Genomic DNA, 11,479 nt, shown 5'->3' with positions numbered 1-11,479 from the left:
CCCGTCGCCACCTGCGAGGACGCGAGCAGGTGGCGACGGGCCGCGCGACCGTTGCTCAGCCGACCATCGGCAGAGCCCTGCGCGGAGGAACCGCGTCCAGCAGCTCCCGCGCCACCGGTTCCCCGCTGTCCGCGTCGACGAAGCTGACGCGGACCACGGGGTCGCCGGGGGTGTCGCGGCCGGCGGTGGCGTCCAGGGCGAAGACCACGGACACCGGCCGTGCGCTCTCCCCCGTCCCGTACACGCCCGAGTACAGCAGGATGCGCCAGCCGCCGTCCTCCCAGTGGTCCAGCAGACCCGACCGGACCACCGGGGAGGCGGTCTGCCAGGCGAGGGAGTGCTCCAGCAGCTCGACGCTGGCGGCGACCGGCACGCGGTCCCCCGCCTCGCCGCCGAAGAGCGGATGCCCGAAGACACGCAGCCTCAGCCGGCGCAGGGGAAGCAGCCACCACCGGTCGAGGTCGACCGAGAGCGCCGCCAGTACGACCGCGGCGACGGACAGGAACGCGAGCGAGCCGCCGGGCCGTTCGGTGATCGTGGACCACCAGGTGCCGTGCGCCACCGCCGCCGTCGCGCCGCCCGCGAGCACCACCGCGGCGCGCACGAACGCGCGCCAGGTGATCGGGGTGTCCTCGCTCGCCGAACAGCCGCAGGAGGACTCCGGCGCCAGCGCCCGGCCGTAACCGAGATAGCCGAGGAACCCGGCTCCGAGAACGGCGGTGGCCGCGCCCGGAACCGGGTTCGCCGGCACGGCCAGCAGCCCTGCGGCGAGCAGGAGTTCCCCGGCACCGACACCGCGCAGCACCAGCGCCGCCCGTTCGCTGCTGCGCAGCATCCGGGCCAGCGCCGTCCTGGGCGCCTGGCGCACGGTGTCACGGCTGAAGAGCTTGACCGAGCCGGTCCACCCCAGCAGGCCCGCGAGGACCAGAGGCACGAGGCCTGTTGTCAGTGAGAGCATTCTTCCCCGCCCCTTCTCCCTCCTCGGATCCGGCCGTCAGTGCCCGACGGAGATACGGACGACGTCCACCGAGTCGTCGGACGGTCGCCAGGCCCCGAGCACCTGGGCGCTCTGTCCGATGCGCAGCCGGGACAGGTCCGAGGTGAGCGCGCGGCCCGCGTAGGAGGCGTTCGTCGTGTCCGGGAGGACGTGGCCGACGAACTCGTGCTGCCCGTGGGAGAGGTGCAGCCGGTTCTTCGCGATGCCTCGGATCGTGGTGTCGAGGTTCACGATGTTCACCCACACCGCGTCGGCGGCGACGGTGCCGTCCGGCATCGGGACGCCACGGGCGTAGAGCCCGTCACCGACCTCGATCTCGGCGGCGGTGGTGGGCCGGACCTTCCACACGCTGGTGGCGTTGGTCATCTGGACCCGGGCGTGGTCGCCGTAGGATCCCGCGACCTGAAGGACGCTGCCGGTGATGCCGGTGATCCGGCCCTCCACGAAGGAGGACTTGGGGATCGCCGGGTCGAGCGACGGCTCGGATGCGAAGGCCGCGTCGGCGTCGATGCCGCCGAGGGCGGTCGCGCCGACGATGGTGGCGCCGCTGAGGGCGGCCGTGGTGAGGAAGCGCCGGCGGCCCAGGCCGCCGCTGTCGTTCTGGCGGTACGTCATGCCGTACTCCTCCTCACTCGTAGATGTAGACCGGCAGCTTGCCGGAGCTGAGGTTGCCGATGGCCGAGAAGGCGGCCGGGGTCAGGTCCAGGACGCGGTTGGTGCGGCACACGCCGTTGCAGCAGGTGGCCTCGCCGCACCAGCTCTTGGTGCGCGGTCCGCAGTCGGTGATCGTGATGCAGACGGTGGCGCCGGAGCACTGGTGTCTGACGTTCATCACGGCGCCGCAGCCGCGTCTGGGGATGTTCTCGCCGCACAGGTCGGGCCGGGTGATGTCCCAGCACGCCTGGGACGCGTTGGGCCAGGCGCCGTGATTCGCGCTGGACCGGCAGTTGCCGCAGGCGCCGCCGCCCGCGCTGCCGCACGGACCCCACGCGGATCCGCAACAGAACCAGCTTGTCTCACCTGCCCACAGGCTTTTCGATCCACAAGCCATCGTGCCGCCTCCCTTTGCCGTCGAATGTCGCGCTCATGACAAATCACTGCGAGGGTCGTGCGCACAGAGCACCCCCATGATGCGTCCGTCTACGCGCGTTGGCCAGAAGGCAGTTGAAGATTCACCGGTCTGAACCACCGACAGAACCGGTCCCTCGGCGAGGCGAGGGACCGGTTCTCGGCGTTCCTACCCGTGGTGCGCGTCGGCCCGCGTCCCGGCCCGGCCGCGGGACGAGCCGTTCGGCCCGTTCGGCCACAGGCGGGGCTTGCGCTTGGCGGCCAGGTCCTCGATCCAGCCGACGGCGAGTACGGCCAGGCCTATCAGGGGCCAGATGAGCACGAACTGCCAGAGGACGTACGTCGTGCTCAACCACGAGCTCGCGGTCCCGCTCCGCATGAAGGGGAGACCGTAGACCTGGTCGATGATCGGCACCGTCGCCATGATGAGCAGGTTGTGCCAGAGGTAGATCGTCACCGCGCGGTTGTTGGAGAGGGTGACGAGCTTGTCCCACCTGGCCAGCCGGCCCGGAAGCTTCTGCCAGGACGGGGAGTACTGCAGCAGGATCACCACGATGCCGAACGACCAGGTCGCCTGCGCGAGCGGGATGTCGTTCAGGTTCCAGCCGCCGGGGCCGAGGTGGCCGGAGGCCCACCACAGGCCGAACGCCATCAACGCGGAGGCGCCGGACACCGCCGCATAGCGCGGGATCTGCTTCAGCATGCCGTTGTGGTGGGCGAAGCCGAGCACCCAGCAGCTGCCGTACACGGCGAAGTCCTGGACCGCGTCGCCCGTCTCGCCGGGGATGGTCACCAGCCCGGTGCCGACCACGGCGGTCAGCGCCAGCGGGAACAGCAGGGTCGGCCACGGCGCCCTGCGGAACGCCCACAGCAGCAGCGGGGACGCCACCACGAACCACAGGTACGCCCGCAGGTACCACAGCGGGCCGGCCGCCTGCTCCGCCCAGGTGCTCTCCAGCAGCCCGGCCCCGGAGCCGATGCTCACCGGGTACGGCGGAGCGCCGACCGGCACGAGGTAGTTGAACACACTGACCATGGACCAGAAGCCGCCGCCCGTGTCCGGGCCCTTCGCCGGGTTCCAGCCCTGAAGGAACAGAAGGCCCATCACCAGCGCGCCGAACACCCACAGCGGGGGCAGCAGCCGGCGCACCCTGCTCCTGATCACGGAGAGGGCGGGGCGCTCGAGCGACCGTGCCATGAGGGAACCCGCCAGGGCGAACATCACGCCCATGGACGGGAACAGCACCGTCAGCCACGCCCAGCCGAAGAGGTGGTACGCCACCACGCGCACCAGGGCGACGGAGCGCAGCAGGTCCAGGTAACGGTCACGGCCGGGGCGCGCGGGCTTCTCCGCCTCGCCCGTCGTCCCACCGGACGCCCCGCCGGCCGTTTCGGCCGTCACCGTCTTCTGGGCGGGGATCCTCACCTCGCCCGGGCCCCGGTCCTGGCTCTGGCCCCGGTCCCCGTACGGCCACACCGCCGTGCCCGCGTAAGTGTCCCCGTACGGCTCCCCGTCCCCGTACGGCCAAGGCGCCGGCCCCGGTTCCGGGCGGGGGCCCGGGGCGCTCCCCGGTGCCGCGGGCATGCCCAGCGGCGGCGTGCCGTCCGCCCTCCCGTACTCGTGTGCCGTCATCCGACGGGCCTCCGTTCACTGCCGCTGTCCGCCGTCCGCTGTTGCGGGAACGCACCCGGCGCCTCCACCACACCCGTGCGCCGCAGCTTCTGCCAGCGCAGCCGGCCGCCGGTGAGGGCCGTGGTCCAGGAGCGGAGCAGGACGACGTACATCAGTTGCCGGTAGAGGATCTGCTGGAGCGGCAGCGAGACGAGGTGCGTCATCCGCTCGCGGTCCAGCCGGAAAGCGTACGCGGCGCAGATCGCCTGTACCGCCAGCACGCCGAGCCAGGCGCCGATCGTCTTCTGGGTGGGGCCGAACACCAGCCCGTACAGCAGGAAGACGTCGATCAGCGGGGCCAGCAGCGGCGCCACCACCATGAACAGGGAGACGAGCGGCAGACCGACCCGGCCGAAGCGACCCGAAGGGCCCCGCTCCACGACGGCCCGGCGGTGCTTCCAGATCGCCTGCATGGTGCCGTACGACCAGCGGTAGCGCTGGGACCACAGCTGCTGCACGGACTCCGGGGCCTCGGTCCACGCGCGCGCGTTCTCCGCGTACACCACCCGCCAGCCGTCGCGGTGCAGCGCCATGGTGACGTCGGTGTCCTCGGCGAGCGTGTCGTCGCTCATGCCGCCCACCCGCTCCAGCGCGCTGCGCCGGAAGGCGCCGACGGCTCCGGGGATCGTCGGCATGCAGCCGAGGATGTCGTACATCCGGCGGTCGAGGTTGAAGCCCATCACGTACTCGATGTGCTGCCAGGCCCCGATGAGCGAGTCCTTGTTGCCGACCTTGGCGTTGCCGGCGACCGCGCCGACGCGCGGGTCGGCGAAGGGCTGCACCAGCTCACGGACGGTGGACGGCTCGAAGACGGTGTCGCCGTCCATCATCACGACGATGTCGTGACGGGCGTTGGCCAGGCCCCGGTTGAGGGCGGCCGGCTTGCCCGCGTTGAGCTGCCGGATGACCCGTACGCCCGGCAGGTTCAGGTCCTCGACGATGCGGGCGGTGCCGTCGCTGGAGCCGTCGTCGATGACGAGCACCTCGATCGGGTGATCGCCGACGACGAGGGAGCGCACCGTGTTCTCGATGCACTTGGCCTCGTTGTACGCCGGGACCAGGACCGTGACCGGCTCGGTGACCGGGGCGTTCGGGCCCCAGCGGAAGTTCTTCCGGCGCACCCGGCGGGCGTGCGCGCCGGAGAGCAGCAGCATCAGGCCGAAGCGGGCGAGGACGAGGGAGCCGATGATCGCGAGGCCGACGACCAGTACGCCGGTGACCTTGTCCGAGGCCTGGACGAGGAAGACCCAGGCCCGGCCCTTCCACAGCTCGGCACCGGTGACCGGGGTGTGTGCGCTGGGCGCGCCGAGGGCCTCGGTGAGGTTCTGGAACTTGTAGCCCTTGGCCTGGAGGTCGGGCAGGAACCGGTCGAGCGCGTCGACGGTCTGCTGCCGGTCGCCACCCGAGTCGTGCATCAGGACGATGGCGCCCTCGCCGTTCTTCGGGGTGGCCCTGCGGATGATCTCGTCGACACCCGGCTTCTTCCAGTCCTCGCTGTCGGTGTTGTTCAGCACCGTGAGGTAGCCGCGGGAGCCGACGTACTCGACGACCGGCCAGGACGCGTTGTCCAACGAGCTGGGGAAGGACGAGTACGGCGGCCGGAACAGCGACGTACGGATGCCGGCGGCGCCCTCCAGCGCCATCTGGTTCTGGGACAGCTGCCAGTCGAGGCCGCTCTCCGACTTGTAGGAGAGGTCGGGGTGGTTGAAGGTGTGCAGCCCGATCTCATGGCCCTCGCGCACCATGCGCTTGACCAGGTCCGGGTACTGCGAGGCCATGGTGCCGGTGATGAAGAACACCGCGTGCGCGTCGTGCTCCTTGAGCACGTCGAGGACCTTGGGGGTCCACATGGGGTCGGGGCCGTCGTCGAAGGTGAGGACGAGCCGCTGCCTGGGCACGCTCAGGCCGGCGTTCTTGCCGCCCCGGGTGTCGATGACCGGGCCGCCCTCGATGATCTCGTCGGGCACCCGGTCGGCGGCCGTCTCGGACCGGATGCGGTAGTCGGCGAGGATCTCGCTGTGCACATAGCCGCGCAGCATCAGCATCGCGGTGACCGCGAGCAGCAGCGTCGCGGGCAGCAGCCAGCGCATGGGCAGGCGGACGCGGCGCGCGTTGACGGGGGCCGCGGCACGGCGGGAACGCCCGTCGGCTCGGCTGGAACGGCGACGGTTGGAGCGCGAAGCCATCAGAGGACGTTCTCCGGGGACTGGGCGGGTGCGGCGCCGGGCTGGGCCATGGCCGGCTCGCCGGAGGCGAACGGGGTCTGGGGGGCGGCCGGGCCGGCGTTGGTGTTGGTGCCGTTGCCGCCGGAGTCACCACCACCGGCTCCGCCGGTCGGGTCCGGGTCCGGGTCCGGGCCCGGACCCGGGTCGGTCGCGGGCGGGTCGGGCGGCGCCGGGTTGGTCGCCGAGGGCGAGCTGTTGCCCCCGGGACCGGCGGGCGGGGCGGGGCGGTCCGTCGTGCCCTTCTTCGTGCTGGACACGGACGGTGTCGGCGGGGTCGAGGCGCCGGGCGTCGTGCCGGGTTGGGCCGACGTTCCCGGGACGACGGTGGCGCCCGGGGACGGGGTCGCACCGGTGCTCGGGGCGCTGGGGTCGGCGTTGACCTCGGGCAGGCCACCGGTGTCCGCGGACGGGTCGGCGGACTCCGACGGGAGCGGGGACTCCTTGACCTTGCTCGCCGGTGTGTCGTCCGCGCCCGGGAGCGGCACCCAGGGGGCGGCCGCGTTGCCGGACAGCAGGGTGACGACGATGACGACCGCGTAGACGGCGCAGGCGAGGCCGACGGCCATGCCGAGGCGGCGGAAGCGGCGGCTGCGGCGGCCGGACTCGTCGACGAAGACGGGCCTGTCGGCCTCCTTGCCGCCGACGGTACCGGCCGGTCCGACGGACGGGCCGCCCAGCTCTATGGCGTCGAGCTGAATGGTGACCTCGTGCGGGTCGTGGGTGCCACGGGTCCCGTCGGTCTGCCAGGGGTCGTCGACCTGTACCCGCAGGGGGCCGGTGCCGGCGAGGCCGAACGGCTCCGTATCCGCGCGTGTCGACGATTCCGGTGCCGAGCCGAGCGGGCCGAGTGAGCCGAGCGGGTCGACCGGGCCGACCGAATCGACCGGGCCGAGCGCCTGCTCGGGCAGCACCTGCGTCTCCGCCTCGGCCACCGGCCCGGCGGGGCGGCCCTTGTCGAACCAGGAGCCCGGCGCCGGGTCCGGGGCGGCGCCCGCGCCCACCCCCGGCCGGTGGCCCTGTTCCTCTCCCGGACGGGCGTCCGGCCAGGCCGCCGTACGCCCACCGGTTTCCGGCCATCCCATCCGGTCACCCGGTGCCGACGGCACGCCGGAGCGTTGGCCGGATTCCGGTTCCGCGCCGGGCGCGTCACCGGAGTCGAACGATCTGCTCGGGTTCATGGCCCCGGCCGTCTCGCGGAGACCTCCGGACGCGGAATCGGACCCACCCGGTTGGGCGTCATCCCGCCATTTGTCGACGCGCACGTACTTCCCCCCCAAGGGGCATCACTACCAGTAGGGGCGTACGGAGCCGGGCCTACGTACCAGTTGCCGAGCCGGGCCCCCACCCAGCGCGAGCGCCCCTTTAGCACAGTGCTCCCGGGTCCCCGAATGTATCGCATGCGGTCATGCCGTGGAGTTCCGTCTCAGACGTGGGCTCCCATCACTTGCGCGTCCAGGGCCGGAATCCAGCCATCCGCCGGCCGCCGAAGCCACCTTTCCTCGCCCGCCAGTTCGGTCACAGAACGTCTGAGTGCATCCAACCCGGGATGCACCAGCCCTTTTCGCCACATCAGTGACACGGGAGAGAGCGGAACGGGGTCGACCAGGGGCCGCAGAACCGTCTGCGGCATGGCCGGAAAATCCACCACGGTCAGGACCGGCGTGCGGTGTTTGGCCATGATCCGCCGGAACTCCGCCACGCCGATCGCGAGGGGCGCGGGCGGTGCGACCTCGATACCGCGCTCCTCGAACAGGCGATGCGCGAGGTCGGTCCACTCCAGCGTGCGCGGGTTGCCCGCGCCCGCGTACACGCGCTCCCCCGCCAGCGCGTCGAGCGGCACCTCGGCCAGACGCGCGAGCCGGTGGTCCTCGGGCAGGATGACGGCCATCCGCTCGTACCGCACAGGCTGGTGCAGCAGCCGACCGCGTACCGCGGGGTCTAGCCCGGCGAACCGTCCGAACGACGCGTCGAGCCGACCGGCCAGCAACTCGGCGGCGGCACCGGTCAGACCGCTTTCAAAACGGGTCATCAGTTCGAGATCGGGGACGAGTGCGCGCGCCCGGTCCAGCACCCGCTCCCCGAACAGCCCCGGGCTGTTGACATCGACGAACAGCGGCCGCTCCGGCTCACCTCGTCCGAAGGCGTCGAGCAGCTCCCGCTGCGCCTGGAGCACCCGGCGGGCGTACGGCAGCAGCCGGGCACCCTCGGCGGTCAGCGCGACCTGCCGGGTGCTCCGTACGAACAACACGGCACCCAACTCGCGTTCGAGCCGCCGGATGTCCCGGCTGAGCGCCTGCTGGGCGACGTACAGCCGGGCGGCGGCACGGGTGAAGTGCAGCTCCTCGGCGACGGCGACGAAGGCGCGGAGCAGCCGGGGGGGCGATTCCCTCCGCGCATCCCTTCACGAAGTCGGACGGTCCAGGTTCGGCGGGCACGAGCCGAACTTACAACGTGGGTGCGTCAATCGCGCCGGATCAGGTGTTGGACCGCGGACCGGCGGCCGAACGACGGTGACTCCATGCCGAATCCCTCCACGCCGGATCCCTCCACGCCGGATCCCTCCATGCCGAATCCCTCCACCCCGGTCTCCGCCCGCTCACCCCTCCTCATCCCCTACCGGCGCCTGTTCACCCCGTACCGCCGCCTGTTCGTCCTCCCCGGCACCCGCGCCTTCACCGCGGGGAACCTGATGGCCCGGCTGCCGATGGGCATGTTCGGCGTGAGCGCGGTCGTGATGATCGCCGGTGCGCGCGGCTCGTACGCACTCGCCGGCGCCGTCACCGCGACCGGCCTCGCGGCGACCGCGGTGACCGCACCCTGGATCGCCCGGCTGGTGGACCGGTACGGGCAGGCCCGGATCGCCGTGCCCGCCACCGTCTGCGCGGTCCTGGGCAGCCTGGCCCTGGTGCTGTGCGTGCGCTACGACGCCCCCGACTGGACCCTGTTCGCCGCCTACGCCGCCACCGCGACCACCCCGAACACCGGCGGGATGTCCCGCGCCCGCTGGACACACCTGCTGACGTCGGACCCCGCGGCCCTGCACACCGCGAACTCCTTCGAACAGGCCGCCGACGAGCTGTGCTTCATGCTCGGCCCGGTCCTCGCGGCCTTCCTCACCGGGACGTTCTTCCCGGAGGCGGGCACGCTGGTCGGCGCGGTGCTGCTGCTCACGGGAATACTCCTGTTCGCCGCCCAGCGCTCGACCGAGCCGCCGCCGAGGCCGCGCACGCCCGCGCGTGCGCCGCTGCGCGCCCCCGGTATGCCGACGCAACTCGCCGTGTGCCTCGCCATGGGCGCGGTGTTCGGCGCGATGGAGGTCGTCACCGTGGCGTTCGCGGACGACCGGGGCCACCGGTCGGCGGCGGGCGTGGCGCTCGGGCTGCAGGCGGCCGGTTCGTGCGTGGCCGGGCTGGTGTACGGGGTGATGAAACCCGGGGGCCCGGCGGGGCGGCGCCTGCCGTGGTGCGTGGCCGCGATGACGGCACTCATGACCCTGCCGCTGCTGGCCGCCACCCTGACCGGCTCCCTGCTCGTACTGTCCGCCGCGCTGCTCGTCGCCGGTACGGCGACCGCCCCCACCATGGTCACCAACATGGCCCTGGTCCAGCAGCGCTCCCCCGAGGGCCGCCTCAACGAGGGCATGACCCTCGCGGTGACCGGCCTGCTCGGCGGCATCGCCTGCGGCAGCGCGACCGGTGGCTGGGTGGTCGAACACGTGTCGGCGACGGCCGGTTACGGGGTGCCGGTGGTGGCGGCGGCGCTCGCGCTGCTGATCTCCCTCGCCGCCGCAGGTCAGCGGCGGACGACCCAGGCGAGGGGGCGTCGCCCGCAGATGTCCGACCCGTACCAGCCGTCCTCGTCCGTGCAGTCCAGCGAGGGGTGGTACATGAGGCGGTGTCCCAAGTAGTGCACGCGGCGGTGCACGCCGTACGCCATCTCGTAGACGGCGACCAGGGGCCAGAAGAAGAGCAGGGCGACCCACAGGATGGCCAGGGCGACGAGGAGGTGCCGGTTGAAGTCGAGGTCGTCCGCGTCCTGGCCGAGTTCCGCGCGGAGGTTGCCGGGCGTGCAGCGGGTGGCGGTGAGGAACGCCATGCCGAGCGCGAGGTAGGCCAGGGTTCCAAGGAGCAGTGCGGATGTGTTCAACCGTTCCTCCCGCGTTATGTGATGCCAGTCGGGCACCCGATGTGGTTCCATGAGGGGGAGGCCCCCGCCCAGACCGGACATCCAAGCGGGGACCCTTCATCGGTAGGCGGTTACCGACCGGGAGTCCTCAATCTTGCTGAGGACTGCCGGTCACCGTCCGTTGAACCACCTCCACAGCTCCCGGATCACCGCGGCAATCCGCTTGCGCAGAGGCTTCTTCTTCGGCTTTTCCTTCCGATGGCGCCCCATCAGCGCCCTCCCTCCAGACGGGGCAGCCAAGATCCCGGTGACTGCCGCCTTCAGGCTCGGGCCGGGCCCCGAAGGCGTGGGGCCCGGAACGTCCTTGGAAGGAGGGCGCGTTCAGTGCGCCCGCTGATCATATCTACACAACTACTGCAATAGCCGTACTACTTCACTCTTAGTGGATTTGTACGAATTGGCTGTGCGCGCGCATCGAGGCGCGCACTTCGGCGGCACGGGCGTGCACCGCTGCGGGCTGCATTTGGTTCGGCTGTTCGGGAGACGTGGTTCCGCCCGTGCTGCGGCAGGCGCGGCAGAGGCCGCCGGGCAGGGCTTCCGGGCGGCCGGGGACGCGGTAGTCGGTGCACTCCATGAGGGTGCAGGGTGCGGCGGGTGGCGCGGTGGGGAAGGGCGGCTCGGGCGGCAGTTTTTCGATGAGCCTGCGCTGGACGAATCCCCTGGGCGAGCGCACCTGTTCGGGGAGGCCGGCGACGAGCACCTGCGTCAGGCGCTCGGGGGTCACCCCGCGCTCCAGCCACTGGGCGGCCGGCCCCTCCAGCACCGTGCAGTCGGCGGAGGAGAGGGCGAGGCGCGGGTCGTGGAGGCCGAGGCGGGCGAGCGTGTCGTACGCGAGGGAGGGGTGGGCCTCACCGCGCGGCGCGGGTGTGGGTGCGGGTGCCTCTTCGGCCGGTGCGCTGTGCGGCACTTCCGGCGTCACCTCAGGCGTCACGCCACTCGTGTCGCCCCCGAGCAGCCGGGCCCACCACTCGTCGTCCCGTGCGGTGCGGGACCAGTACGTGTGGAACACCCACCGCGTGCCGGTCGCGGCGCCGTCGTCCGGTGCGACACGGCGGCGGACGCGGCGCAGGTGCCCGGCCTCGCCGAGTTCGTTGAGCGCGGAGCGTACGGCCTGCTGCCCGTAGAGCGGCTGCGCCTTGGCGAGGGTCTTCGCGTCCATCGCCGCGTTCTCGCCGAGCCGGTCGATGAAGCTCGCGAGGTACGCCGCGCGGGCGGGAAGGTGGGCGAAGTCGTCGGCCCCGGACGGCAACTGGTCCGGCGCGGAACGCTTGCCGTAGCCGGGCTTGGCCATGGGATGTACTGCGCGGGAGGGCAGGGCCGCGTTAGAGTTTT

The 11,479-nt window shown here is 72.1% G+C and carries 10 protein-coding genes; 1 reads left to right on the top strand and 9 read right to left on the bottom strand.

Annotation, left to right across the window (positions count from 1 at the left end):
• Positions 1 to 55 precede the first annotated feature (55 nt).
• The 7 genes from DEP02_RS15570 to DEP02_RS15540 all read right to left on the bottom strand — a co-directional run bounded on the left by DEP02_RS15570 (position 56) and on the right by DEP02_RS15540 (position 8,333).
• Complete coding sequence (locus DEP02_RS15570) at positions 56 to 934, bottom strand: MauE/DoxX family redox-associated membrane protein (RefSeq protein ID WP_232839139.1); 879 nt, start codon at positions 932 to 934, stop codon at positions 56 to 58.
• A gap of 60 nt (positions 935 to 994) precedes the next feature.
• A complete protein-coding gene (locus DEP02_RS15565; RefSeq protein ID WP_112467921.1) occupies positions 995 to 1,612 on the bottom strand; it encodes a cell wall protein in 618 nt (205 codons plus the stop codon).
• 13 nt (positions 1,613 to 1,625) lie between these two features.
• Entirely contained in the window at positions 1,626 to 1,829 is a 204-nt protein-coding gene (locus DEP02_RS35515) for an RlpA-like double-psi beta-barrel domain-containing protein (RefSeq protein WP_332871973.1), read from the bottom strand.
• A 405-nt stretch (positions 1,830 to 2,234) separates the two neighbouring features.
• Positions 2,235 to 3,698 carry an acyltransferase family protein gene (locus DEP02_RS15555; RefSeq protein WP_232839138.1) on the bottom strand — a complete coding sequence of 488 codons (1,464 nt, stop codon included), beginning with the start codon at positions 3,696 to 3,698 and terminating at the stop codon, positions 2,235 to 2,237.
• Positions 3,695 to 5,923 carry a bifunctional polysaccharide deacetylase/glycosyltransferase family 2 protein gene (locus DEP02_RS15550; protein WP_112467919.1) on the bottom strand — a complete coding sequence of 743 codons (2,229 nt, stop codon included), beginning with the start codon at positions 5,921 to 5,923 and terminating at the stop codon, positions 3,695 to 3,697. Before DEP02_RS15550 ends, DEP02_RS15555 begins: the two co-directional genes overlap by 4 nt.
• Complete coding sequence (locus DEP02_RS15545) at positions 5,923 to 7,044, bottom strand: hypothetical protein (protein ID WP_157977457.1); 1,122 nt, start codon at positions 7,042 to 7,044, stop codon at positions 5,923 to 5,925. The genes DEP02_RS15550 and DEP02_RS15545 overlap by 1 nt, the downstream gene beginning before the upstream one ends.
• A 341-nt stretch (positions 7,045 to 7,385) precedes the next feature.
• The gene (locus DEP02_RS15540) at positions 7,386 to 8,333 is read right to left on the bottom strand and encodes a LysR family transcriptional regulator (RefSeq protein WP_112467917.1); all 948 of its coding nucleotides are present in this window, start codon (positions 8,331 to 8,333) and stop codon (positions 7,386 to 7,388) included.
• Positions 8,334 to 8,480: 147 nt separating this feature from the next.
• Between DEP02_RS15540 and DEP02_RS15535 the strand changes: the two genes are divergently transcribed.
• Entirely contained in the window at positions 8,481 to 9,869 is a 1,389-nt protein-coding gene (locus tag DEP02_RS15535; RefSeq protein ID WP_112467916.1) for an MFS transporter, read from the top strand.
• On the opposite strand, the gene DEP02_RS33155 is transcribed toward DEP02_RS15535, so the two are convergent.
• Complete coding sequence (locus DEP02_RS33155) at positions 9,755 to 10,108, bottom strand: hypothetical protein (RefSeq protein ID WP_117434524.1); 354 nt, start codon at positions 10,106 to 10,108, stop codon at positions 9,755 to 9,757. The two genes, DEP02_RS15535 and DEP02_RS33155, sit on opposite strands and share 115 nt — an antisense overlap.
• 418 nt (positions 10,109 to 10,526) lie before the next feature.
• The gene (locus DEP02_RS15530; RefSeq protein ID WP_112467915.1) at positions 10,527 to 11,438 is read right to left on the bottom strand and encodes a hypothetical protein; all 912 of its coding nucleotides are present in this window, start codon (positions 11,436 to 11,438) and stop codon (positions 10,527 to 10,529) included.
• Positions 11,439 to 11,479: the final 41 nt, after the last annotated feature.

This window comes from Streptomyces triticisoli, from assembly GCF_003270085.1.
In the GTDB taxonomy this organism is placed as follows: Bacteria; Actinomycetota; Actinomycetes; order Streptomycetales; family Streptomycetaceae; genus Streptomyces; species Streptomyces triticisoli.
The sequence above is the reverse complement of the archived record's forward strand: the minus strand, read 5'-3'. Positions and strand labels throughout refer to the sequence as shown.

What these genes read in the sequence shown, in the direction of transcription:
- DEP02_RS15545 (WP_157977457.1), bottom strand. Translation starts at nt 7,044, where the DNA reads ATGGGATGGCCGGAAACCGGTGGGCGTACGGCGGCCTGGCCGGACGCC.
- DEP02_RS15530 (WP_112467915.1), bottom strand. Translation starts at nt 11,438, where the DNA reads ATGGCCAAGCCCGGCTACGGCAAGCGTTCCGCGCCGGACCAGTTGCCG.
- DEP02_RS15550 (WP_112467919.1), bottom strand. Translation starts at nt 5,923, where the DNA reads ATGGCTTCGCGCTCCAACCGTCGCCGTTCCAGCCGAGCCGACGGGCGT.
- DEP02_RS35515 (WP_332871973.1), bottom strand. Translation starts at nt 1,829, where the DNA reads ATGAACGTCAGACACCAGTGCTCCGGCGCCACCGTCTGCATCACGATC.
- DEP02_RS15535 (WP_112467916.1), top strand. Translation starts at nt 8,481, where the DNA reads ATGCCGAATCCCTCCACGCCGGATCCCTCCACGCCGGATCCCTCCATG.
- DEP02_RS15565 (WP_112467921.1), bottom strand. Translation starts at nt 1,612, where the DNA reads ATGACGTACCGCCAGAACGACAGCGGCGGCCTGGGCCGCCGGCGCTTC.
- DEP02_RS15555 (WP_232839138.1), bottom strand. Translation starts at nt 3,698, where the DNA reads ATGACGGCACACGAGTACGGGAGGGCGGACGGCACGCCGCCGCTGGGC.